Here is a 23,518-nt window from a genome sequence, read left to right on the forward strand (position 1 = left end):
AAGGGGAAGGTTTAGGTAACAAATTCTTATCTCACATCCGTGAGGTAGACGCAATTTGTCAGGTTGTTCGTGCATTCGATGACGACAACATTACACACGTTTCAGGTAGAGTCGATCCAATTGATGACATCGAAGTAATTAATATGGAGTTAATTTTTGCAGACTTAGAAAGTATCGAAAGACGCTTACCACGTGTTGAAAAAATGGCGCGTCAAAAAGATAAGGACGCAATGTTTGAAACAGATGTATTAACTAAAATTAAAGTCGCACTTGAAGAAAACAAACCAGTACGCTCAGTTTCACTGACAGCTGAAGAAAAAGCAGTTGTAAAACATTTAAACTTCTTAACACAAAAGCCAATTATATACGTGGCAAACGTTGCTGAAGATGAATTAGCTGATTTAGAAAAAAACGAATATTTAAAGAAAATCATCGATTACGCAAAAGCGGAAGATGCACAAGTTGTACCAGTATCTGCGCGTGTCGAAGAAGAAATGGCAGTACTCGACGATGAAGATAAAAACGAATTTTTAGAAGCACTCGGACTTGAAGAATCAGGACTTGATAAATTAATTCGTCAAACATACGACTTATTAGGACTTGCGACATACTTCACAGCGGGCGTTCAAGAAGTACGCGCATGGACGTTTAAAAAAGGAATGACTGCACCAGAATGTGCTGGGATCATCCATACAGATTTCCAAAAAGGATTTATCCGTGCGGAAGTAATGAGTTACGATGATCTCGTAGAACTAGGAAGTGAAGCGGCTGTAAAAGAAGCGGGTAAATCACGATTAGAAGGAAAAGATTATATTATGCAGGATGGAGACGTCGTGCATTTTAGATTTAACGTTTAAAAATTAAGGAATAGTTACATTAACAATTGTATTTCGTAAACCAAACTGGTATAATATCTGATTGTGAGTAATGAAAATTATTCCTTGCCAAAACGAATGTTTTGGCCGCAAAGTCCATAAGGAGGTGTAAAGATGAAAAGAGCATACGAGATTTTATATATCGTACGTCCGGATTTAGAAGAAGACGCAGTAAAACAACTCGTTGAGCGTTTTGACGAAGTGCTTACTTCTAACGGTGCTGAAATCATCGAATCTAAAGAGTGGGGTAAACGTCGTTTAGCTTACGAAATCGAAGACTACAAAGACGGTTTATACCAAATTGTTAAATTAGATGCAGAAGATTCAAAAGCAGTTGACGAATTTGACCGTCTTGCTAAAATCAGTAACGACATCATTCGTCACATCGTAGTTCGCGACGAAGAACGCGAAGAAAAGTAATGAATAGAAAATGGAGATGATTACATGCTGAATCGTGTCGTTTTAGTTGGCCGTCTCACAAGAGATCCTGAACTCCGCGCTGGTCAAAGTGGTGTACAAGTAGGTAACTTTACCTTAGCAGTCAACAGACCATTTACTGACAGAAACGGAGAACGCGGTGCTGACTTTATCAACTGTGTTGTATTTAGAAAACAAGCAGAAAACGTTAAAAACTACGTTCAAAAAGGTAGTTTAGTAGGCGTTGATGGAAGACTCCAATCACGTAGCTACGAAAACAAAGAAGGCCAAAGAGTATATGTTACAGAAGTAGTATGTGACAGTGTTCAGTTCTTAGAACCGAAAAATCGACAAAACAGCAGTAATCAGGCAAGTCATGCGGCAGAAAGTTATTCTGAGCCGTATAACAGCGGAAATCAATCTTACGGTTCACGTCCACCTGAGAATCCATTTGCGAATTCTACAGGAAACGTAGACATTAGTGAAGACGATTTACCGTTCTAACATAGAGAATTTAATTTTATAACTACGAATTGTATGTGTATTAGTAGTGTTAAAACTGAAATCAATGTGTGGATTTCGGTGTGTGCAAACCGAGACAATCGTCTCGGTTTATTTTTTTACATAAGTTATTTTAAAATATTTATATAGTGTGTTTAATGCTATTTTTTAAGGAGTTTAGTTATGAGTTTTATAAATAAAAGACAGTCGATCATACTATTTGTACTTATGTCGGTGACATTTGTATTGGTCGCATGTCAAAATAATTCATCTTCAAATAAAGAGGAGCCACCGAGTAAAGACAAAACGGTAGAAGAAAAAGAAGAAGAAAAAGTAAAAACGATAGAACCAGAAGTTGTAACGATATATGTACGTGAAAACTTACAAGAACCATTTGAGGAAATTGCGAAAAACTTCCAAGAAAGTCATGAAGACATCATTCTCGACGTTAAATATTTAAAAAATGATGAAATGATCGATGAAACAATCAATAATGATAAAAATGCAATTGTATTTACAACAGAAGATATTGTAAATGAAATGATTGATGAAAAATTAATCGAACATAAAGACACTGGTGTTGGCATGATGGATGAGCTTGTATTATTTACAAAAGTAGATTCACCAGATATTCAAAAGACATCAGATATCGATGAAGATACGCGTATTGCTATCTTAAACCCTGAGCTTTATGAAGAGGGTGAGTTGAGCAAAAAAGTATTTGAAGACGATGAATTTAAAGATGTAAGCACGACAGACAATCTAATTCTCGGCGATAGTGTAGACGATGTAAAACAAGACATTGCAAATAACAATGCATCTGTTGGAGTCTTATATCTATCAGAAGTTGAAGCAGATGAAGATTATCATGTCCTGAAACGATTACCACGTAACATTGTTGAACCGTATATCTACAAAGTAGGAATTATAAAAAAGGAAGAGCTCGAGAGTAGCACACGAACTGTTTATAGTTACCTATTATCAAACGATAGTTTAGATGTATTCTCTGAGTATGGGTATATTATTTAAATGAAAAGAATACTATTCTTAATCTCACTTATTTTTGTATTAGTATTAACTGCTTGTAGTAATGATTCAAAACAAGAAAGTAAAAAAGAGACAAAAGCAGAAACGATTACAGTATCTGCAGCAGCAAGTTTACAAGATGCGCTAAATGAAGTAATCGAAGAGTACAACAAAGAAAGTGACGTAAAAATCGATGTCAACTATGGTGGTTCAGGCGCGTTACGTGAACAGATTTTAAAAGGTGCACCAGCTGATCTATTTATTTCAGCGTCACAAGATGATTTTAAACAAGTCGATGACGAAGGGTTAATTTTTGAAAAGAAAGATTACCTTGAAAACAAACTCGTTTTAATTCGTCCTGAAGACGGTACTGTAAATTCAATTGATGATTTAAAATACGTATCACAAATCGCAATTGGTGAGGTAGAAACAGTACCAGCAGGAAAGTATGCAAAAGAAGCGTTCACATCTCTTAATTTGTTTGATGAATTAGAGAGTAAATTTATATATGCAAGTGATGTACGTGCAGTACTCACTTACGTTGCTCAAGGTGAAGTAGACGCTGGGGTTGTTTATGAAACAGATGCTGAAACTGAAAAAGACAACGTCGATATCGTCGATGAATTTGGTAGCGACACACATAAACCGATCATTTATCCGATTGGGACACTAAGTGAGTCTGAATCAGTAAAGGAATTTTATAATTTCTTAAATAGTGACGCTGTATTAGATATCTTTAAAAAGTACGGTTTTACTGTAGAGTAGGGTTTATATGAATATTACTGATATGGCCTTTTGGACCCCGGTAATTTTATCGCTAAAAGTGGCGTCAGTTGCACTTATACTTGCATTTATATTTGGTGTACTTGCAGCGCGTCTCATGACGAAGTATCAATTTAAAGGTAAAGTCGTTTTAGAAACGATACTCATGTTGCCAATTGTACTTCCACCAACAGTAGTTGGATTTATACTCATTATCGTATTTGGTAAAAAGTCGTATATCGGTCAGCTGATATATATGATTTTTGATCACGGAGTACTCTTTACGATATATGCAGCAATTATCGCGAGTACGGTTGTTGCATTCCCTTTAATGTATCAATCGGCGAAAAATGGTTTTTTATCAATCGACCAACATATTATTGAAGCGGCACGTGTTGATGGGAATTCAGAAGCACGTATATTTTTTAAAATAATTATCCCGCTGTCAAAAAATTTACTCATTACAGGTGCGATGTTAAGTTTCGCACGTGCACTCGGTGAATTCGGAGCGACGTTAATGTTTGCAGGTAATATCCCTGGTAAAACACAGACGTTACCTACAGCAGTATACTCAGCGATTCAATCTGGTAACATGACACTCGCTTGGATGTGGGTGATTTCCATTATTACAATTAGTTTTGTAATGATGCTATTTATCCGCGTAAAAGAAAATTGACATTAAAAATTAAACACTATATAATAGTAAAGCACATAAAAACACACTACTATACACGTTTTGAATATGTAGTTATAGATACGAATATCGATCACACACATCGATAGTGAATCTATAATCAAGAGGAGGATTACTATGGCAGGTCCAAGAAGAGGCGGTCGTCGTCGTAGAAAAGTTTGCTACTTTACTGCAAACGGAATTACGCACATCGACTATAAAGAAGTAGATCTTCTGAAAAAATTCATTTCAGAACGTGGTAAAATTTTACCAAGACGTGTTACAGGTACTTCAGCGAAGTATCAACGTCAGTTAACAACTGCAATTAAACGTGCACGTCACATGGGATTACTTCCTTTCATTAAAGAAGAAGCTTAATCTTAACACCCTCACTGTACTAGAGGTTACAGCGAGGGTATTTTTTTCTGTTTTATTTTGAAAACGATTGCTTTATAGGCTAAAAATATTTTATGATTACTATAACTATAAGTGGAGGTGTATTCCATGGAAAACACGAAGAAAAGTCTATTTCAAAGAACGTTAGACGTGATTGAAAAAATTGGATCACGTTTACCGGATCCCTTTGTACTATTTTTAATATTTGCAGTCTTAATAGTTGTTATATCAGTTATTGCAACAAGTCTTGGTGCATCAACAGTACACCCTTCAACAGGTGAAGTTGTTGAAGTTAAAAGTTTACTGTCACGTGAGGGTATTGAATTTATATTAACTGAGACAGTGACGAACTTTACAGGATTCGCACCACTTGGTCTTGTTTTAGCGATGATGCTCGGTGTTGGACTTGTAGAAAAAGTAGGATTTTTTGATTATGTAATTAGAAAAACTTTACTTAAAGCACCACCATTTATACTTACGTATACAGTTGTGTTTGTTGGTATTATGGGGAACATTGCTTCAGATGCTTCCGCAGTTATCATTCCGCCACTCGCAGCGCTCGTATTTTATAAAGTTGGACGTCACCCACTTGCTGGTCTTGCAGCAGGTTTCGCGGGTGCAGGTGCCGGATTTACAGCGAACTTATTAGTCGCGGGTACAGACGTATTACTTTCTGGTATTTCTACAGAAGCGGCGAGAATTATTGATCCAGAATTTGTAGTGACTCCATTAGATAACTACTTCTTTAACGTAGTATCAGTATTTATGTTAACGATTATCGGTGGGTTAATTACGACGAGATTCATAGAGCCAAGACTCGGTACATATGAAGGTGCAGTAGAAGATGAAGAAGAAACTGAAGTCCAAAATGGTGGACGTGGTGTACTATTAGCGGTAATCGCATCAGTGATTTATTGGGGACTTATCGTTGGTGGATTCTTCTTACCAAACTCATATTTAGCAGGAGAAGACGGTGGATTTTTAAATTCTCCATTATTAAAAGGAATTGTACCTGTTATTTTAGTATGGTTCATGATTGTTGGTGTGACGTTTGGCTTTACGACAAAAGTGTTAAAGACTTCAACAGATGTCACTAATAAAATGGCGGAAGCGATAAAAGATATGGCACCTTATATCGTATTAGTGTTTGCGATTGCTCAGTTCATCGCGTACTTTAACTGGTCTAACTTAGCAATTTGGTTAGCAGTAAACGGTGCAGCATTCTTTGAAAGTATCCAATTCACAGGTATTCCGCTAATTATTCTATATGTCATATTTACTGGTTTATTAAACTTCTTAATTACTTCAGGATCAGCAAAATGGGCATTAGAAGCACCGGTATTTATACCGATGTTTATGCAACTCGGTTATGACCCAGCATTTGTACAAGCAGCATACAGAATCGCAGACTCTAGTATGAACATCGTAACACCACTGTATCCTTTAATGATTGTTATTATTTCATTTATGAGACGTTACGATAAAAATTCAAATATTGGAACATATATGTCATTAATGATTCCATACGCATTCTCATTCTTATTTGCATGGATCATATTACTATTAGTGTTCTACTATACAGGCCTGCCACTCGGACCAGGTGCATATACGTTATTAGAATCTAGAGGATAGAAGGGATATTTATGGACGAGCTAATTAAGTATGCAAAAGAAAATCGTAGGTTACTACATCAAGTTCCAGAAGTTGGATTTACAGAGTATATTACGACATACTTAATTTATGAAAGACTGTCTCAAACAAACTTTAATTTATATGTTGGAGACGACGCACTCGATATTGACACGCAAGTCGGTTTACCGAGTGATGACGTAATGGCAAACACATATCAACGTGCATTAGATTACGGAGTACCGTCTTCATTTCTAGAAAAAATACACCCGTATAAAACAGGTGTAGTTGCGACAATCGATACAAATCAAAAAGGACCTCATGTGGTCCTTCGATTTGATATCGACGCGTTACCAATTAAGGAAAGTAATGAGATTGAACACGTTCCGTTTAAAGAAGGATTTCAGTCGAAACATGACGGTGAGATGCATGCTTGTGGTCATGACGCTCATGCAGCGATTGGAATTAGTGTAGCGACGTATATCGACGAACATATCGATGAGTTAACAGGAAAGTACACAATTATATTTCAAAACTCTGAAGAAGGCGTTAGAGGTGCGGCAAGTTATGCTAAAAAAGGTTGGTTAGATGATGCGGACTACTTTTTAAGTGGACACGTCGGGACAATCAGCGAAGAAGTCGGTACAGTAGGAGCGACGGCGACAAACTTTTTAGCAAGTACAAAGTTCAACGTTGAGCTTTTCGGTCAGTCATCTCACGCGGGGTCTAATCCGCAAGACGGCAACAACGCACTTCTCGCAGCATCAGCGATTGCTTTATCATTAAATACGATCGCACCACATAGAGAAGGTGCAACAAGGCTAAACGTCGGTACACTGCAAGCAGGACAAGGTAGAAATATTATACCGGATTATGCAAAACTCGAATGTGAGTCACGTGGAGAAACGACACAGTTAAATGAATATATGTTTGAACGTGCAAAAGAGATTATCGAAAACGGTGCAAAGATGTACGGCTGTGAGAGTAAAATTACGATTGAAGGATTTGCACCGAGTGCGACATGTTCTAAAGAGATGATCGATGTTGTGAAAAGTGCGACTGTAAATAACGATGCTGTAACAACGATTGTCGACGAAGTTTCTATGGACGCATCAGAAGACGCAGCAGTATTTATAAATATTGTTCAGGGAAATAATGGAAAAGCAACGTATTTAATTTTTCCATACTACTTAAAGTACGGTCACCATCATCCGTCGTTTGATGTTGATGAAGCGGTTCTAGAAGTTGCGATTACGACATTTATTAATATTTTAAATGAGTTAAAATGAAGGATTTGAAATTAATGAAACATGAAGAATTTATAAAAGATATTATTGAGTCAAAATCAAAATTTTTAAACGAGGTTAGTACGTATATATTTGAACATCCAGAGACGCGCTTTCAAGAATATAATTCATCAAAAAAGTTAATCGAAACGTTAAAACATGAAGGATTCGAAGTTGAAGAAAATGTCGCAAATATCGATACGGCATTTTTAGGAAAATTTGGTTCTGGGAAACCAGTCATTGGTTTTCTTGGAGAATTCGATGCATTATCTGGTTTAAGTCAAGAGCCAGGCATTGCTGAGCATAGTCCTATTGAAGATGGAGGGAATGGTCACGGTTGTGGACATAACCTACTCGGTATCGGGTCACTTGCTGCAGCAATCGCTGTAAAAGAATATCTCGAAGCTAATAATCTAGAAGGAACTGTAATTTACTACGGAACGCCAGGAGAAGAAGGCGGATCTGGTAAAACATTTATGAGTCGTGAAGGCGTATTTGATGATTTAGATTATGCATTTTGTTGGCATCCAGCGCCAATTAACGCTGTAATGATGAACAAAACACTCGCAAACTATCAAGTGAAGTTTAAATTTAAAGGTACGAGTGCACACGCTGCACAATCTCCTGAACTTGGTCGTAGTGCGTTAGACGCTGTAGAACTTATGAACGTTGGCGTTAACTATATGCGTGAACATATGAGTGACACGGCGCGTGTCCATTACGCAGTGTTAAATACAGGAGGAACTTCTCCTAACGTCGTTCAATCAGACGCAGAAGTGTTGTATTTAATCCGTGCAGAAACGTTAAAAGAAACACGCGAATTATTTGAACGTGTTAAAAAGATAGCTCAAGGTGCTGCATTAATGACAGAAACAGAATCATCATTTGAAATTCAAAAAGCATGTTCAGACTACGAACCGAACCGCGCACTTGAAGCGGTCATGTACGATTATCTTAAAAAAGAAGAAGCGGAAATTACTTTTACAGATGAAGAACTCAAATTCGCTCAAAAAATTGTCGATACACTTTCAGATAGTGAAAAAGAAGGAGCAATTAAAGCCAATGAGAGTTTTGGTGCGGCTGTAGATGGCGAAAAAGTAATCGGAAAACCATTAAGTGACGTCGTTCATGATTACGTTGTAACGGGCAAGGTAATGCTCGGATCAACAGACGTTGCAGATGTAAGTTGGGTCACTCCAACTGCACAAATATCTGCAGCAACGTCAGCATTTGGAACACCACTTCATACGTGGCAAATGACAGCGCAAGGTCTATCAAGTTATGCATTTAAAGGGATGTACAGAGCAGCGAGAGTGATGGCAAATACAGCAGTTCACGTACTTCATGACGAAACACTTCTAAGTGAAATGAAAGAAGAACACGAAGAAAAACTAAAAAAACAACCATATGAAAACCCGATTCCAAAAGATGTAAACCCGCAACCATAAAAAACGAAGAGAGGATATTATCCTCTCTTCGTTTTTTTATTATTCCCTTCTATAAATGAACGCTCAGAGTTCAGCCCATAGCTATCCAGTATTTCTACAAATTCTTCATCTTCTAATACGTGATTCGCCTCAGATTTTGGCTTTAAATCTGTTTCATCATCTATTTCGACTTCTTTTTTACCATCATTGATAATAAGTATAAACTCACCGTTTATAAGTGCTTCATGATACGTATTTAAACTCTCGCCATCTAGGTTAAAGCGGCGTGATATGAGTGATTCTGGAGATTTGTTAAAAAGCCCTCCAACGGTTCTTTCCCATATCGTTCCATCACCTTTTACAAATTCAACATCTGTATTATGTTTAAATTCTTTCGTTGGTCGTTTATTACTGACTACAGTCATTTGGCGCGTCTTAATAAAATTTAATTTTAATTCAGTAATTTTATCAACGAGCGATTTTTCGTCTTGGAATGTATATAGCGTCATCATTTCAACCCCTATTATTGATCTATGTACTTAAATGATACCATAATCGTCTATATGATAACTCGCTCTGTTATAAGTTGTACTTTTATAATTTATAGGATATGTTTATATCAAATATATTTATGAGGTAAAAATAATGTTGAAAGAATTGATGTTCTATTTAAAAGATAAACGACAACGACTCAAATGGACTCAGCGCGATTTATCTCTTGAGAGTTCAATTAGCCAAACGGTAATTTCACGCATTGAAAATGGACACGATACGGGAAGTGTACGAGAGTTTTTTGCCTTGTTAGAAACGTTAGATATCGACAGAGAAGAATTCATCATGCAACTCGATTTAATTAGTCCGAGAAAGCAATTAGATGACGCAAGAAAACATAAAGATTTTACTAAAATGAAACAAGTACTTGAAGGTATTCCAAGCTACATACGTGAGAAAAATTCATACTTAAATACATATTGTATATACCATGAAGCACTTTTAAGCTATAGAGCAGACGATTTAGTTCGTGCAATCCACTTGTTACAAGAAGCTAAATCAATGCTAGAAATATACAATCCTATCGACGTGATACTCGCAGAGGTTCATTTAATGATAGGGATTATAGAGTTACAGTTAGGACGAGAAGCGTTTCAACATTTTAAAAAAGCGAATCATGTTATCAAAAATGTCCTTGTTACTCGACAAAACTTTAAACATATCATAAGAGTTTATGGTAACTTAGCAGCAATTTATTGCCGTAAAGGATGGTTTCATCTTGTAAAAAGAGAGTTAGACAATGCAACAGCGCTACAAAAGCAATTCGAGTCGACGTATTTAAAAACAGACATCGAGTATTCACGACTGTTGTTATACATGAATACAAAGGACCCCTTACTACATGATCAATTCACGTATATGAAATGCTTATTAAAAGATTATCCAAATGAGAAAATCAAGCAAAGCTTAAGCAATATTCGTATACGAATAGATTAAAATTAATCGATAACATTTAAAATACGCTCTGCTATAATCGATTTAAATTTACAATCATTTAAATTAAGAGGAGAGATATTTAATGAGAATGTTATATTTAGTCACTACGATGTTAATTACAATACAACAGTTGGACGACTGCATCTGTCCGGATTTTATTATTTTTTAAAATAGTGAGGCATATTGATGAAGTCGTTAAATGATCGATTATTGATATGTGATATTTTAGAATGCAAGAAACGTGAAAGCAGCTGCGACGAAGTAAAGCGTTACTGTGATTATTGTATCGATATTATTAAAAGCGGAATTAGCAGTATGTATAAAGAAGTGTTCCAGTTTTTAGAAATGGATGAAGAAATTAACAACCAACTGATTAAAGAAGTAAATCGAATTATTAAGATGTATGAAGAAGTTGAACATTTATTAAAACACAATGATGCGTTATACAAACGATATCAACATCAACTATTTACTGGATTTACAGACCATCTATGTGAGAGCTATTATCTATTTTTAAAACGTCATAACAAAGTAACGATTCCGCGTCACCCTGGAAAACGTAAATCATTAAAAGAATATCGAAACTTTTTAAAGCGCTTTAATTACTCGATACGAGAGGAATATTTATTTGTAAATGAAAAAGAAGATACGAATTGATGTGCTACCCTAAAGTTGGATTTTAGTGTCCAACTTTAGGGGTGCAGCTCAAATTAACGTCTCTTCTTTTTCATTAATTTTAGTAATTGTCTCTTTTACTTAGATCGATTTTTTCTTCATCTTCAAGTTGTACTTGCGCTATACTCTGATACGGAATATAAAGTACGTATTGATCAGCATCCATAGCGTTACTAAACTCTGTTTCTTCATAAGGAGTAAATTGTAAATCTTCAGTAGCTCGCTCTTCGCCGTCTTTATCAGTAAATAAAGACTCAAACTTTTGCCATAAATTTCCTTCTCCCATACGAATTTCTACATCATGCTCGCGAGTAAATTCTGTCGGAGGAGAATGTTTTGAGAAAAGAATGACACGTCTTTCATCGACACCTTCGTGTCTTAATTGTTGTACTCTTTTACTTACGTTACCGATATCATCATACACTTCTATATTTCTATTTTGTTCCATAATAGAACACCTCGTTTATTTTATAGTCATACTTATATCTACCCTAAATAAGTTCATGTAAACAGATATAATTAAATTCATACACAATTTAGACAATTTAAAATATTTAATCTTGAAAATAATATACTTTAAATACGTTTTAGACTGGTCTATAATAGTACTAATCTATTTTAGGAGGCTAGTTCAATGTGGGAAAACAAATTTACTAAAGAAGGATTGACGTTTGACGACGTACTACTTATGCCAGCTCATTCAGAAATTCTACCAAGAGAAGTAGACACAAGTGTGCAACTGACTGACAAAATTAAGCTCGGCATTCCAATAATCTCTGCAGGTATGGATACTGTTACAGAGTCTAAAATGGCGATTGCGATTGCACGCCAAGGTGGTTTAGGTGTTATTCACAAAAATATGTCAATCGAAGCACAATGCGAAGAAGTAGAGAAAGTTAAACGTTCAGAAAACGGTGTAATTACAGATCCATTCTTCTTAACAAAAGAAGAAAAAGTATTCGCAGCTGAACATTTAATGGGTAAATATCGTATTTCAGGTGTTCCAATTGTAAATAATCCAGAAGAGAAAAAACTCATTGGCATCCTAACAAATCGTGACTTACGTTTTATTACAGACTATTCAGTAGTAATTGATGACGTAATGACTAAAGAAAATCTGATTACAGCACCAGAAGGTACTACGTTAGAAGATGCACAGAGCATTCTTCAACAACATCGTATTGAAAAGCTTCCAATTGTCGATGAAAACAACGTATTAAAAGGTTTAATTACGATTAAAGACATCGAAAAAGTCATCGAATTCCCAAATGCTGCTAAAGATGAGCATGGACGCTTACTTGTAGCTGCAGCAGTTGGTATTTCTAGAGATACAGACAAACGTATTGAAGAATTAGTAAAAGCTGGTGTAGATGCGTTAGTTATCGACACAGCACACGGACATTCAGCAGGCGTTTTAAACGCAATCAAAAAGATTGTTGAAGAATATCCAGAAGTCGAAGTAATCGCAGGAAACGTTGCCACAGCTGAAGGTACGAGAGCTTTAATTGAAGCGGGTGTTGACGCAGTTAAAGTAGGTATTGGACCAGGATCTATTTGTACAACGCGTGTCGTTACAGGTGTTGGTGTACCACAAATCACTGCAATTTATGACTGTGCAACTGAAGCACGTAAACATGGTAAATCAATCATCGCAGATGGTGGTATTAAATTATCAGGAGATATCGTTAAAGCTTTAGCAGCAGGCGGACATGTCGTAATGCTAGGTAGTTTACTCGCAGGTACGACAGAATCTCCAGGTGAAATTGAAATGTTCCAAGGTCGTCGTTATAAAACATATCGTGGTATGGGATCGCTCGGTGCAATGGAACAAGGTTCAAGTGACCGTTACTTCCAAGATGAAAAAGAAGCGACTAAATACGTTCCTGAAGGTATCGAAGGTCGTACAGAGTACAAAGGACCTGTAGCAGATACAATTTATCAGTTAATGGGTGGATTACGTTCAGGTATGGGTTACACAGGCTCTAAAGACCTTAAAGCATTAAGAGAAAACAGTCGATTCACACGTATTACGTCAGCTGGACTTATCGAAAGTCACCCACATAACGTTCAAGTTACTAAAGAAGCTCCGAACTACTCTATTTAAGAGAGAGGCTATAAACTTATGGAAATGGCAAAAGAACAAGAACTTATTATTGTAATAGATTACGGTAGTCAATATAACATGCTTTTAACACGTCGTATTCGTGATTTAGGTGTATATAGTGAATTACGTAATCCAAGTATTACTTTAGAAGAAATTAAAGAACTAAATCCTAAAGGTATCGTATTATCAGGTGGACCAAAATCAGTATACGAAGAAGATGCATATACTGTTGATAAAGGTATTTTTGACTTAGGAATACCAGTTCTCGGTGTCACGTATGGTATGCAGTTAATTGCATACAATAACGGTGGAGAAGTAAAACCATTAGACAACGCATTTTCAGGTGTTGATACGATTGAACTTAATACTGAAAGTCCATTATTTAAAGGATTAGACAAAGAAGTTAACGTTGCGATGAGTTACCACGACGAAGTGGCGTCAATCGGTGATGACTATGAGATCATCGGAAGTACGAAAGACTCAAAATACGCAGCAATTCAGCATAAATCAAAACCTATTTACGGTATTCAGTTCCACCCAGAATCAAAATCAACAGAGAATGGTGATACATTCATCGAAAACTTCGTAAGAGATATTTGTGAATGTCACGGTGAATGGACGATGGGTAACTTTATCGACATCGAAGTTGAGAAAATTCGTGAAGAAGTTGGCGACAAAAAAGTAATCTGTGCGATGAGTGGTGGAGTAGATTCATCAGTTGTTGCGGTACTTATGCAAAAGGCGATTGGCGACAATTTAACATGTATCTTTGTAGATCACGGCTTACTTCGTAAAGGTGAAGCGGAAATGGTAATGGAAGCGTTCGGTAAAGGATTTAACATCAACATCATTAAAGTCGACGCACAAGACCGTTTCTTAGGAAAATTAAAAGGTGTGTCTGATCCAGAACAAAAACGTAAAATCATCGGTAACGAATTTATTTATGTATTTGACGATGAAGCGGCGAAACTTAAAGATATCGACTACCTTGCACAAGGTACGATTTACTCAGACGTCGTTGAATCAGGATCTGAAACGTCAGAAACAATTAAGTCACACCATAACGTTGGTGGATTACCAGAAGATATGGAATTTAAACTCATAGAACCAATCGCGACACTCTTTAAAGACGAAGTGCGCCAATTAGGACTTGAGTTAGGTATTCCTGAAGAACTCGTATGGCGTCAACCATTCCCAGGACCAGGTCTAGGAATTCGTGTCCTCGGAGAAGTGACAGAAGAAAAATTAGAAATCGTTCGTGAAACAGACTATATTTTACGCGATGAAATTCAAAAAGCAGGCTTAAATAAGAGCATTTGGCAATACTTCACAATATTACCAGGTATCCGATCAGTCGGTGTAAAAGATGATAAAAGAACGTACGACTACACAGTAGGAATTCGTGCAGTACACAGTGTAGACGGAATGTCATCAGACTTTGCGAAAATCGACTGGGATGTACTTGAAAAGATTTCAAAACGCATGGTAAAAGAAGTTAAAAATGTAAACCGTGTCGTGTATGATATTACTAGCAAACCACCAGCAACAATTGAGTGGGAATAATAACAAAACCGTAGCCAAGACAGATGTGCTACCGAGAAGTTGGGCTTTTAGAAATAAGCAGATTGTAAGGCATGTTTCCTGAATTGTTCAGGTGACATGCCTTTTAATTTTATCTTTATCATATTGTCTATACTATTAAATTATTAGGAGTTTATAATTAATCGGACAAATTCATCGACAACTTTTAAGTTTAAGCTCTCTTCTTTATAAGCTAGCCACGTATTTCTATAAATGTTTTCATCATTATCTTGGATTGGCATCGTATATAAGCTATTTTCATTTTGAATGTTAATGCCTGGAACGATTGTATAACCAAGTCCTCGTTTTACCATTTCAATGCTCGTTTCTATTCGGTCGACTTCCATTGTTGTATAGATTGGAGAATTATAATTATCTCTCCACCACTTATCGATTGTATTTTTTAAACTGAGATCTGTTAGGTATTGTATATAGTTCTCTCCTGGTAAGGAATCTAAATCTAACTGCTTTGTTGAGATAATATGTAGATTATCCTTTTCAAGTATGTGCTTTTTATTGTCCCACTTAAAATCTCCTCTTAGAAATGCTACGTGGATTGTTTCGTTTTGGAGCTTTTCTAATATTTCACTACTCCATCCGGTTACGAGTTCAACTTCAACATTTGGATATTTTTTTATAAAGTTTTCCAGTAAATCTGGTAATTCATAATGCGCATAGTTACTTGAAGATCCGATACGAATTGTTCCTTGAAGTTCGTCTTTCATATTTTTTAAATGATCCAGTAGCTTTCTTTCTTCTTTTAACATTCTCTTTGAATGTTCAACTAAATAGATACCTTCGACAGTAAAAGAGATTCCTTTATTTCCTCGATGTAAAATTTGTATTCCAAGAGATGATTCGATTTGTTTAATTCTGTAAGTTAATGATGGTTGTGTCGTGTACAATCGTTTAGCGGTGCGTGTTAAATTCATTTCTTCATATAGAGTAATTAATAATACCCAATCTTTCGTATCCATTTTTAACCTCTTGATATAAATAAATTCTATTAGTTTATATTTAATATATATATTTTACTTATGTCAAATGGACACATAAAATTTATATAAGAGAACTTTTAAAAGGAGTAATATAAATATGGAATATAAATTTGATGTTGTCGTTGTCGGCACAGGGAATGCTGCGTTATCAGCAGCAGTTGCCGCAAGTGAAGAAGGTAAGAAAGTATTGATGCTTGAAAAAGGACCGAAAAACAATAGAGGCGGAAACTCGTTTTTCACAGACGGCGCGATACGCTTTGCTTATAAGGATTTAGATAGCTATAGAGAAATCGTGTCGGATATTTCAGAAGATGATGAAATCGTACTTCCGAAATACGATAGTGAAGATTTTTATAATGACATGATGAAAGTAACGCAAGGGAAATCTAAACCTGAACTCGCAAGACATCTCGTAGAAAATTCATATGACACAATTCTTTGGATGAAAAAGCAAGGCGTAGAATTTATAGCAAATGAGAATCAATATTTCGAAAAAGATGGAGTAAAAACATTCTGGGGTGGGTTGCCTACAAAAACATATCGTAAAGGGATTGGTTTAGTAGAAGCATTATTTAAAAAAGCTGAAGAGAACGGTGTAGAAATATGGTATAGCTCACCTGCAGTTAAACTTGAAGCAAGTAATAATAAAATTACTGGTGTACACGTGAATAAAGACGGTGAGAACGTACAAATTGCTGCAGATGCAGTCATATTAGCATGTGGTGGATTCGAAGCAGACGCTAAAAAGCGTACAGAAAATCTAGGTGAAGAATGGTCTGAAGCAGTCGTTCGAGGCACAAAACATAATACAGGTGACGGTATTTCTATGGCGTTAGAAGTCGGGGCTGTAAAAGCTGGACAGTATGATGGATGTCACGCACATACGACAGATTACAATGCACCAAAATTCGGTGATTTCGAAAAGCCTGGCGATATATACAAAAAATCCTCATATCCACTCGGTTTAATTGTAAACGCTGAAGGTAATCGATTTGTAGATGAGGGTGCGGATTTTAGAAACTATACGTACGCAAAATACGGAAAAGAGACGTTAAAACAACCGGGTCATAAAGCATTTCAAATTTACGATAGCCAGGTGAAACCACTACTTCGTGTTGAATACGAATTAGACGAAGCGACTAAAATCGAAGCAAATACTTTAGAAGAACTTGCTGAAAAAATGAATGTCGATACAAAACAATTTTTAAAAACAATTGAAGAATATAACGCTGCAGTTCTTGAAGGTGATTACAATCCGAGCATTAAAGATGGTAAATCAACATCTGGTCTCGACCCTAAAAAATCAAACTGGGCATTAAAATTTAACGAAGCACCGTTTTATGCATATCCTGTAACTTGTGGGATTACGTTTACATTCGGTGGCATTAAAGTGAACGATAAAGCAGAAGTATTAAATGTAAATGACACACCAATCACAGGGCTATATGCAGCTGGTGAGATGGTCGGTGAATTATTCTATCATAACTATCCAGGTGGATCAGGACTCATGTCAGGATCAGTATTCGGAAAAACAGCAGGAAAAAATGCTGCGAAATTATAAATAGAGACGATATCATCGTATAATGAATAAATAACAATCTAATTAGGAGAGATACGATGAATATTGGCTTAATTGGTGCAGGTGCGATTGGACAGTTTTTATTAAAACATACGAAAGAACGTAGTGACTTACGTATTACGAATATTTTAGTACGAGATAAATCTAAGTATCAGCATTTAGAAGAGGGGTATAATGTAGATCTGTATACGGATCTGAACGAATTTTTAAACTCAAATATTGATATTGTAGTAGAAGCCGCGAATGTTGAAGTAGTTAAAACGTATTTAAAAGATGTCTTAAACGTAAAAGATATGATGGTAATCAGTATCGGTGCGTTTAGTGACACTTCGTTATTAGAGAGTGTAAGTGCGAGTCAACATAAACTCTATTTACCATCAGGCGCAGTTGGTGGTCTAGATTTAATACAAAACGTAAACACTCTAAATCATTTAAGTAGTGTCACACTTACGACGACAAAACCAGCATCATCACTTGTAGACGATGAACTATCAGAACCAACAGTCGTATTCGAAGGTGATGCAAAAGACGCCATCGACAAATTTCCTAAAAACATGAACGTATCAATTATTTTATCTCTCGCAGGATTAGGGATAGAAAAAACAAAAGTTCGACTCATCGCGGATCCGAATGCGACAGAAAATGTACACCACGTAAAAGTAACGGGAGAATTCGGAGAAGCGACAATTGAAGTTAAAAATCATCCGTTAAAAGAAAATCCAAAGACAAGTGCACTTGCAGCTCTTAGTGTCTTAAGTTCGTTAGAGCGTCTTGATAGTAATGTTTTTATTGGATGAACTTCGTAGAATAAACAAAGGACGTATTCTAAAATGTTTTAGAGTACGTCCTTTTAATTATGAATATTATTCAACCTCATAGAACCCCATATATTCATTTCCAGAATAATTTCGTAGTAGTATATTCAGACCATGATTTTCAAGGTGAGTAAAATCTGAGAAAATACCTGTATATAATTTCTCGTTTTTAGGATGCTTTTTAAAATCTGTAAATAATAAAGAGACTTCATTTTTATCTTTATCCAGAACATCTATGGATAAATTCGTGCCATTTAATTTATAAGAGCCAGGATAACTTTCACCAAGATATTGAATAGAAACTTTATTGTTTTTATTAAAATCAAAGATTAAGTAAGCACTGTTTGTCGAGAGATCATCTAACGTATTACCAATCTGAATCACAGTAAACACAGAGAGCTTTTTGTCGGTTAATTCATTAGCTTCTGAAGAACATCCGTTCAGCAGGAAAGCTACAGATAAGATAAGAGCAATACATAGTTTCTTCATTATGAAATCCTCCTTATATATAGTAATTTTATTATAAGATAAAATAATTTTAAATTTCAATTATTTTATCTTATAAAACACTTTTTACTTAATGAATACCAAACATATTGTTTAAATACTTGCTGATTATATTTACTTTAAATTCAAACTATACTTTCTACACTAAGTATAAAAATACCCTTAAAGTTGATTGTCGTTTTCAACTTTAAGGGAGTAGGTCATTGTGATGTACCTGTTATTTTTTGTTCTGCTCTTGTTCTAAGATATGATCAATGATTAGGTCGACCATTGCTTCTACACCGTCTGCGTTTAAGTGAATACCGTCTGGTTCAAAGTATTCGACATGTCCTTCTGATGCTTTGTACCAGTCGATGACTGTGACGTTTTCAAATTCTTCTCCTGCAGTGTGTATTTTTTTGTTAACATTGCCTTCCCAGTCTCTTGGGACACGTATTGTCACGAGGTAAATGTTTGCACGGTTAAATGTTTGAATGAAGTCTTCAAGTTGTTCTAATGAAAAGTCTCCGTTTGTTCCAAGTTCGAGTACGATGTTTTCGTTTTCGCTATTAAAGTGTGGGTATTTCGTTCTTGAAATTTCAATTGCTTGGTACATTTGACGTCCGACTTCACCGTTGATGACGGCGTTTGGTATACGGTATTGTATGTTACTACCGATATTTACCATGATTGAGTCTCCGATAAATAGTGGCGATGCATGTGATAAATATTCACTCGCAAAGTCTTGTTTTTCTTTTTCAAGTTCGGCTTGTTCTTCTTTGTCAGCTTCTTCTTGAGCGATTCTCGCTTTATCATCGGTAAATTGCTTATGATTTTTCTTTATGTTCCATGCAACGCTTTTTGGTGTACTAGAAAACTGCATCGTACCATCTTCAGTGTTGAATGATGATTGTTTGTTCACATCTTTATGGAGGTGATCAAAAATTCCGAGCAATGTGACGAGTAAACCTGCGACTAAAATGACACTTACTGTGGATTTCACAATGAGTGCGCGACTCGTGTTATATGCGGGCTTAAAGAAGTTAAACCCTTGTTTACGAATCGGTGTTTCAACAAATCTAAATGACAACTCTGCAGCAATACAAGTCAGTGCTACTTGTAATAGGATGACGTGAAGCGGGATTTGTCCTGCTACGTAATGCATGTTCATAAAGACGATAATCGGGTAATGCCATAAGTAAAGACTATATGAACGTGTTCCGATCCAGAGCATCACCGGGTTTGATAATGCATGACCAAGTTTTGACACTGGATGTACACTCGCAGCAATTGCTGGAAGTGTTAATAGAGTGACAAAAAACAGTCCGCCGGCATATAACCAGTTTGAGTAATCTTTTGTAAACATCATAAACAAAATGAGTATGATGAGTGACGTAATACCAATAGTATCAATCACTTGTTGATACCTTTTAGGTGTTTCTGTTTTTAAGTTAAATGGTGGCCAAATGAATGCAAGTAATACACCGAGTAAAATCGTATGTGCACGTGTATCTGTTCCGAAATACACGCGTGAGTTGTCCATATCTGGCACCATGAATAAAGTCATTAAAAAGAGAGACACAAAAGTCATTAGTAAAACGGCTATCGGCATCGTTTTATTTGAACGCCCGAATTTAAGTAATAAGACGAAAATCACAGGCCAAATAATATAAAATTGTTCCTCAATTGCTAAACTCCATAAGTGCATTAAAGGTTTTGGTTCACTTGCTTCGAAGTAACTCACATCTTCAAATATGTACCACCAGTTCGACACGTAAAAGAGTGCAGCGAGTGAATCGTGTTTAATTGTTTTAATCATTTGAGGTTCAAATATTAACGTATAAAGGATGACGACCCCGATTAAAAAGAACACAGCCGGGATTAGTCGTTTAATACGGCGAATCCAAAAGGCGATTAAATCGATGGATCCTTTTGATTGGTACTCATGAATGAGTAAACTTGTAATTAAATATCCTGAAATTACAAAGAACGTATCTACACCTAAAAATCCACCAGGAAGCCATAGTGGATTTAAATGATATATAATAATCGCAATAACAGCGATTGCACGTAGGCCATCGAGTCCTGTTAAATAGCGTTTCGGTTTTACTGAAAAATGAAATTTATCCGGCATGAGTATCTGTGCCTCTCTATAATATGATTCAATATAATAATTTTATAATATAGAATGTTACTGTATCATGTCAATTGTTACACGAAAAAGACAAAAATAAATCGTTATCATTACTAATTATACCATTTTTATTATTTGATATAATGAAATTGTGTAAAAATAAATTGACGAAAATTCAAAATAACGGGGGTTACATTATGTTTAATCAAACAGATACTTTACAGTTTTTAGAAGACTTACTTAATATCAATAGTCCAACAGGATATACGAAACAAGCGATAGATTTCTTAAGAACTGAAATAGAAAAACTCGGTGTAAAAACTTCGACGACACATAAAGGGAATTTAATTGCGTATATCGAGGGAGAAGATACGTCAGTGACGCGTGCATTGTCTGGACACGTGGACACACTTGGTTTGATGGTACGCTCTATTAATAGTGACGGTACGTTAAATTTAACAAAACTTGGTGGACCGCTGACACCAACGTTAGATGGAGAGTACTGTGACATTATTACGAGAAGCGGTCATGTATATACGGGTACGATACTATCGACGTCACCATCGATTCACGTATTTAAAGACGCATCTAAAAAAGACAGAGACATCGATAACTTAGTCGTAAAAATCGATGAACGTGTCGCGTCAAAAGAAGATGTTGAACGTAAGCTCGGTATTCAAAACGGTGATATCATCGCATATGATCCGAAGACCGTTGTCACGTCATCTGGTTTTGTAAAGTCGAGATTTTTAGATGATAAAGCCTCTGTAGCACTGCTTGTGAGTCTCATTAAAGCAATTCAAGTAGGAGATGTTAAACCGAAAACGAACTTACAGTTTATCTTCACAGCATACGAAGAAGTCGGTCACGGCGCATCATATTTACCTGAAGAAATTACAGAACTTCTTGCGGTAGATATGGGCTGTATTGGAGAAGACCTAAGCTGTACAGAATACGACGTCAGTATTTGTGCAAAAGACTCATCAGGTCCGTATGATTACGAAATGGTTTCGAGTTTAATCGAATACGCAAAAGAAGAGGAACTCGACTACGCTGTAGATATTTACCCAATGTACGGCAGTGACGCGAGCGCAGCACTGAGTGGTGGCGCAAATATTAAAGCAGCATTAATTGGACCAGGTGTTGCAAACAGTCACGGCATGGAACGTACGCACGTCGACGCGTTACTCAATACGTTTAAATTACTCGTGAAATATGTAGAAAACTAATGATGAAGTGGCATAAAACAGTCATGATATCCGCGCCGATTGATGAGGTGTTTCATCTATTTAAAGTTGAAAACTTCCATAAAGTGAAGCCTGAGTTGAAGCGGATCGAAGAGATTCGTAAGACTCCTGACAAGGTCGGTAGCACGTATAGAGTGACGCACGAGGAACACGGTAAAACGATACAGTATATCGTGACGCTCGATCGTTATGATGACGACGCGGACACTAAGTTACTACGATTCTCTTATACGATTAGCAACTTCTTTCAAAAGAGTACACAATATAAGTTGATAAAAAAACAACAAAGAGAGACTGAACTCATCTACAGTGGAGAGATGCGCGGTAAATATTTCCTAGGAAATATTATATTGAAGATGTTATCAAAATCTCACCATGACCAGACGATTGAGACGTTTCTCTTACGCATAAAAAATTTGTATAAAGATTGATAGATAAAAAAACCTCTTTCCCGTTCAGATGAGTGGGGAAGAGGTTTTGATGTTGTAGATTGGTGTGCGTAGGTATTTTAACGTAACTTTTTAGAAGTTGAAAATCCATGTAACATGTAAATTGTAGATTTCATGTACATATTTTTATCTAATGAGCAAATAAATATTCTACTATTATTTATAAATAACTTTCAAATATGAATGATTAATTGTTTTTCTATAAAAATAAGTTGGGGCGTGCATGTTGGGATAAAAACGTTTATATTTTTTAATTGTAACATCTGCATATATACCTAGCTGACTATATCTTGCTGAATTAGCAGGTATGTTTGTGGTTACTGTATTCTTATAAGTAAATGACAGTTTGATACCGGAATAAGATCCGGAAAATTTGTAAGATTCACCTTGAGCAATACTGTAACCTGAAGACTTAGACCAATACTTCGTCGCATATCCACCGAAAACTCCATAAACTTTTTGTGTTGAAACTAGTTTATCTGCAGCGATTGTGTTTAATTCGTTATTGTTTCTAATACTTTCTAAATATAATAGCATATCATTCTCATTAGTAAAAACTAATACCTCATTATCGTTAATCATTAACTCAAAAGTTGATGGGTGACTTAGTTCATCTGTAGTCGTAAGTGCCTGTGCTTCTAACTCATTTAAAAAACCAATAGAGATGAACAATAAAATCGAAAAAATTACCTTTTTCATAAATACCTCCTAGATTAAAAGTAATTGATTTTTTATAAATTTTATTTTAAATTTAAAAATATTACAAGCGCTTTCTTAAAGGAGGTCATTAATGTGACAAATAGTCAAAAGACGATTTTAATTAATGTAATGTGGATGGTATTTATTGTGTTTTTAATATTTATGTGGAATTTTCGTAGGGGGACAATCATACCTTATTGGTTATTAATTTTCCCTGCGGTTTTGTTCTCATTTATATTTGGAAGATTTTATAATCAACCTAGCCACTTAA

At 35.8% G+C, this 23,518-nt stretch carries 24 protein-coding genes; 18 read left to right on the forward strand and 6 right to left on the reverse strand.

What is annotated here, in order from left to right; genetic code table 11:
• From ychF to HMPREF3029_RS00345, 10 genes are all read left to right on the forward strand, one after another.
• Positions 1 to 857: redox-regulated ATPase YchF (gene ychF / locus HMPREF3029_RS00300; protein WP_070709160.1), on the forward strand; the 857-nt coding region annotated here is incomplete at its 5' end.
• A gap of 132 nt (positions 858 to 989) precedes the next feature.
• Complete coding sequence (gene rpsF, locus HMPREF3029_RS00305) at positions 990 to 1,295, forward strand: 30S ribosomal protein S6 (RefSeq protein ID WP_040928935.1); 306 nt, start codon at positions 990 to 992, stop codon at positions 1,293 to 1,295.
• Between the two features lie 24 nt (positions 1,296 to 1,319).
• Complete coding sequence (gene ssb, locus HMPREF3029_RS00310) at positions 1,320 to 1,796, forward strand: single-stranded DNA-binding protein (protein WP_068129049.1); 477 nt, start codon at positions 1,320 to 1,322, stop codon at positions 1,794 to 1,796.
• A gap of 180 nt (positions 1,797 to 1,976) precedes the next feature.
• Positions 1,977 to 2,822 (forward strand): molybdate ABC transporter substrate-binding protein, encoded by an 846-nt coding sequence (gene modA / locus HMPREF3029_RS00315; protein WP_068129047.1) that lies wholly within the window; start codon positions 1,977 to 1,979, stop codon positions 2,820 to 2,822.
• On the forward strand, positions 2,823 to 3,584 hold the full coding sequence (gene modA, locus HMPREF3029_RS00320) for a molybdate ABC transporter substrate-binding protein (RefSeq protein WP_070709162.1): 762 nt from the start codon (positions 2,823 to 2,825) through the stop codon (positions 3,582 to 3,584). It abuts the gene before it with no gap.
• Between the two features lie 7 nt (positions 3,585 to 3,591).
• Complete coding sequence (gene modB, locus HMPREF3029_RS00325; RefSeq protein WP_083314930.1) at positions 3,592 to 4,257, forward strand: molybdate ABC transporter permease subunit; 666 nt, start codon at positions 3,592 to 3,594, stop codon at positions 4,255 to 4,257.
• Positions 4,258 to 4,392: 135 nt separating this feature from the next.
• Positions 4,393 to 4,632: a 30S ribosomal protein S18 gene (gene rpsR / locus HMPREF3029_RS00330; protein WP_040928931.1), complete on the forward strand. Its 240-nt coding sequence runs from the start codon at positions 4,393 to 4,395 to the stop codon at positions 4,630 to 4,632.
• 126 nt (positions 4,633 to 4,758) lie between these two features.
• Positions 4,759 to 6,282 (forward strand): AbgT family transporter, encoded by a 1,524-nt coding sequence (locus HMPREF3029_RS00335; protein WP_068129043.1) that lies wholly within the window; start codon positions 4,759 to 4,761, stop codon positions 6,280 to 6,282.
• 11 nt (positions 6,283 to 6,293) lie between these two features.
• Positions 6,294 to 7,568 carry an amidohydrolase gene (locus HMPREF3029_RS00340; RefSeq protein ID WP_083302048.1) on the forward strand — a complete coding sequence of 425 codons (1,275 nt, stop codon included), beginning with the start codon at positions 6,294 to 6,296 and terminating at the stop codon, positions 7,566 to 7,568.
• A gap of 14 nt (positions 7,569 to 7,582) precedes the next feature.
• On the forward strand, positions 7,583 to 9,013 hold the full coding sequence (locus HMPREF3029_RS00345) for a M20 family metallopeptidase (protein WP_070622655.1): 1,431 nt from the start codon (positions 7,583 to 7,585) through the stop codon (positions 9,011 to 9,013).
• Between the two features lie 17 nt (positions 9,014 to 9,030).
• On the opposite strand, the gene HMPREF3029_RS00350 is transcribed toward HMPREF3029_RS00345, so the two are convergent.
• Complete coding sequence (locus HMPREF3029_RS00350) at positions 9,031 to 9,504, reverse strand: general stress protein (RefSeq protein ID WP_143861254.1); 474 nt, start codon at positions 9,502 to 9,504, stop codon at positions 9,031 to 9,033.
• Between the two features lie 133 nt (positions 9,505 to 9,637).
• On the opposite strand from HMPREF3029_RS00350, the gene HMPREF3029_RS00355 reads away from it, so the two are divergent.
• Together HMPREF3029_RS00355 and HMPREF3029_RS00360 are read left to right on the forward strand one after the other, a co-directional pair.
• Entirely contained in the window at positions 9,638 to 10,480 is an 843-nt protein-coding gene (locus tag HMPREF3029_RS00355) for a helix-turn-helix domain-containing protein (protein ID WP_070622656.1), read from the forward strand.
• A 186-nt stretch (positions 10,481 to 10,666) separates the two neighbouring features.
• On the forward strand, positions 10,667 to 11,137 hold the full coding sequence (locus tag HMPREF3029_RS00360) for a hypothetical protein (RefSeq protein WP_070622657.1): 471 nt from the start codon (positions 10,667 to 10,669) through the stop codon (positions 11,135 to 11,137).
• A gap of 79 nt (positions 11,138 to 11,216) precedes the next feature.
• Here the strand turns inward: HMPREF3029_RS00360 and HMPREF3029_RS00365 are convergent, their stop codons facing one another.
• Complete coding sequence (locus tag HMPREF3029_RS00365) at positions 11,217 to 11,603, reverse strand: general stress protein (protein ID WP_070622658.1); 387 nt, start codon at positions 11,601 to 11,603, stop codon at positions 11,217 to 11,219.
• Positions 11,604 to 11,789: 186 nt separating this feature from the next.
• On the opposite strand from HMPREF3029_RS00365, the gene guaB reads away from it, so the two are divergent.
• On the forward strand, positions 11,790 to 13,259 hold the full coding sequence (gene guaB, locus HMPREF3029_RS00370; protein ID WP_068129028.1) for an IMP dehydrogenase: 1,470 nt from the start codon (positions 11,790 to 11,792) through the stop codon (positions 13,257 to 13,259).
• An 18-nt stretch (positions 13,260 to 13,277) separates the two neighbouring features.
• The gene (gene guaA, locus HMPREF3029_RS00375; RefSeq protein ID WP_070457180.1) at positions 13,278 to 14,822 is read left to right on the forward strand and encodes a glutamine-hydrolyzing GMP synthase; all 1,545 of its coding nucleotides are present in this window, start codon (positions 13,278 to 13,280) and stop codon (positions 14,820 to 14,822) included.
• A gap of 143 nt (positions 14,823 to 14,965) precedes the next feature.
• Here guaA and HMPREF3029_RS00380 read toward each other — a convergent pair whose 3' ends face one another.
• Positions 14,966 to 15,817 (reverse strand): LysR family transcriptional regulator, encoded by an 852-nt coding sequence (locus HMPREF3029_RS00380; RefSeq protein WP_070709164.1) that lies wholly within the window; start codon positions 15,815 to 15,817, stop codon positions 14,966 to 14,968.
• 118 nt (positions 15,818 to 15,935) lie between these two features.
• Between HMPREF3029_RS00380 and tcuA the strand changes: the two genes are divergently transcribed.
• Together tcuA and nadX are read left to right on the forward strand one after the other, a co-directional pair.
• Positions 15,936 to 17,399, forward strand: coding sequence for an FAD-dependent tricarballylate dehydrogenase TcuA (tcuA, locus tag HMPREF3029_RS00385; RefSeq protein ID WP_070709166.1), 1,464 nt, complete (start codon positions 15,936 to 15,938; stop codon positions 17,397 to 17,399).
• 56 nt (positions 17,400 to 17,455) lie between these two features.
• Positions 17,456 to 18,214: an aspartate dehydrogenase gene (gene nadX, locus HMPREF3029_RS00390; RefSeq protein ID WP_070709168.1), complete on the forward strand. Its 759-nt coding sequence runs from the start codon at positions 17,456 to 17,458 to the stop codon at positions 18,212 to 18,214.
• 66 nt (positions 18,215 to 18,280) lie between these two features.
• On the opposite strand, the gene HMPREF3029_RS00395 is transcribed toward nadX, so the two are convergent.
• Positions 18,281 to 18,721: a hypothetical protein gene (locus HMPREF3029_RS00395; protein ID WP_070622661.1), complete on the reverse strand. Its 441-nt coding sequence runs from the start codon at positions 18,719 to 18,721 to the stop codon at positions 18,281 to 18,283.
• A gap of 235 nt (positions 18,722 to 18,956) precedes the next feature.
• Positions 18,957 to 20,852, reverse strand: a complete 1,896-nt coding sequence (locus tag HMPREF3029_RS00400) for an acyltransferase family protein (RefSeq protein ID WP_070709170.1) — start codon at positions 20,850 to 20,852, stop codon at positions 18,957 to 18,959.
• 197 nt (positions 20,853 to 21,049) lie between these two features.
• Here HMPREF3029_RS00400 and HMPREF3029_RS00405 point away from each other — a divergent pair, with 197 nt between their 5' ends.
• Both HMPREF3029_RS00405 and HMPREF3029_RS00410 read left to right on the forward strand, forming a co-directional pair.
• Entirely contained in the window at positions 21,050 to 22,081 is a 1,032-nt protein-coding gene (locus HMPREF3029_RS00405) for a M42 family metallopeptidase (protein WP_070709172.1), read from the forward strand.
• Entirely contained in the window at positions 22,081 to 22,530 is a 450-nt protein-coding gene (locus HMPREF3029_RS00410; protein WP_070709174.1) for an SRPBCC family protein, read from the forward strand. The genes HMPREF3029_RS00405 and HMPREF3029_RS00410 overlap by 1 nt, the downstream gene beginning before the upstream one ends.
• A gap of 174 nt (positions 22,531 to 22,704) precedes the next feature.
• On the opposite strand, the gene HMPREF3029_RS00415 is transcribed toward HMPREF3029_RS00410, so the two are convergent.
• Complete coding sequence (locus HMPREF3029_RS00415) at positions 22,705 to 23,247, reverse strand: hypothetical protein (RefSeq protein ID WP_070709176.1); 543 nt, start codon at positions 23,245 to 23,247, stop codon at positions 22,705 to 22,707.
• Between the last annotated feature and the right edge of the window lie 271 nt (positions 23,248 to 23,518).

This window comes from Nosocomiicoccus sp. HMSC059G07, assembly GCF_001815515.1.
In the GTDB taxonomy this organism is placed as follows: Bacteria; Bacillota; Bacilli; order Staphylococcales; family Salinicoccaceae; genus Nosocomiicoccus; species Nosocomiicoccus ampullae_A.

Coding starts and splice junctions, on each gene's coding strand:
- HMPREF3029_RS00360 (WP_070622657.1), top strand. CDS start 10,667: ATGAAGTCGTTAAATGATCGATTATTGATATGTGATATTTTAGAATGC.
- HMPREF3029_RS00410 (WP_070709174.1), top strand. CDS start 22,081: ATGATGAAGTGGCATAAAACAGTCATGATATCCGCGCCGATTGATGAG.
- modB (WP_083314930.1), top strand. CDS start 3,592: ATGAATATTACTGATATGGCCTTTTGGACCCCGGTAATTTTATCGCTA.
- tcuA (WP_070709166.1), top strand. CDS start 15,936: ATGGAATATAAATTTGATGTTGTCGTTGTCGGCACAGGGAATGCTGCG.
- modA (WP_070709162.1), top strand. CDS start 2,823: ATGAAAAGAATACTATTCTTAATCTCACTTATTTTTGTATTAGTATTA.
- nadX (WP_070709168.1), top strand. CDS start 17,456: ATGAATATTGGCTTAATTGGTGCAGGTGCGATTGGACAGTTTTTATTA.
- HMPREF3029_RS00365 (WP_070622658.1), bottom strand. CDS start 11,603: ATGGAACAAAATAGAAATATAGAAGTGTATGATGATATCGGTAACGTA.
- modA (WP_068129047.1), top strand. CDS start 1,977: ATGAGTTTTATAAATAAAAGACAGTCGATCATACTATTTGTACTTATG.
- HMPREF3029_RS00335 (WP_068129043.1), top strand. CDS start 4,759: ATGGAAAACACGAAGAAAAGTCTATTTCAAAGAACGTTAGACGTGATT.
- HMPREF3029_RS00350 (WP_143861254.1), bottom strand. CDS start 9,504: ATGATGACGCTATATACATTCCAAGACGAAAAATCGCTCGTTGATAAA.
- HMPREF3029_RS00400 (WP_070709170.1), bottom strand. CDS start 20,852: ATGCCGGATAAATTTCATTTTTCAGTAAAACCGAAACGCTATTTAACA.
- guaA (WP_070457180.1), top strand. CDS start 13,278: ATGGAAATGGCAAAAGAACAAGAACTTATTATTGTAATAGATTACGGT.
- rpsR (WP_040928931.1), top strand. CDS start 4,393: ATGGCAGGTCCAAGAAGAGGCGGTCGTCGTCGTAGAAAAGTTTGCTAC.
- HMPREF3029_RS00345 (WP_070622655.1), top strand. CDS start 7,583: ATGAAACATGAAGAATTTATAAAAGATATTATTGAGTCAAAATCAAAA.
- HMPREF3029_RS00395 (WP_070622661.1), bottom strand. CDS start 18,721: ATGAAGAAACTATGTATTGCTCTTATCTTATCTGTAGCTTTCCTGCTG.
- HMPREF3029_RS00340 (WP_083302048.1), top strand. CDS start 6,294: ATGGACGAGCTAATTAAGTATGCAAAAGAAAATCGTAGGTTACTACAT.
- HMPREF3029_RS00355 (WP_070622656.1), top strand. CDS start 9,638: ATGTTGAAAGAATTGATGTTCTATTTAAAAGATAAACGACAACGACTC.
- guaB (WP_068129028.1), top strand. CDS start 11,790: ATGTGGGAAAACAAATTTACTAAAGAAGGATTGACGTTTGACGACGTA.
- HMPREF3029_RS00415 (WP_070709176.1), bottom strand. CDS start 23,247: ATGAAAAAGGTAATTTTTTCGATTTTATTGTTCATCTCTATTGGTTTT.
- rpsF (WP_040928935.1), top strand. CDS start 990: ATGAAAAGAGCATACGAGATTTTATATATCGTACGTCCGGATTTAGAA.
- HMPREF3029_RS00405 (WP_070709172.1), top strand. CDS start 21,050: ATGTTTAATCAAACAGATACTTTACAGTTTTTAGAAGACTTACTTAAT.
- ssb (WP_068129049.1), top strand. CDS start 1,320: ATGCTGAATCGTGTCGTTTTAGTTGGCCGTCTCACAAGAGATCCTGAA.
- HMPREF3029_RS00380 (WP_070709164.1), bottom strand. CDS start 15,817: ATGGATACGAAAGATTGGGTATTATTAATTACTCTATATGAAGAAATG.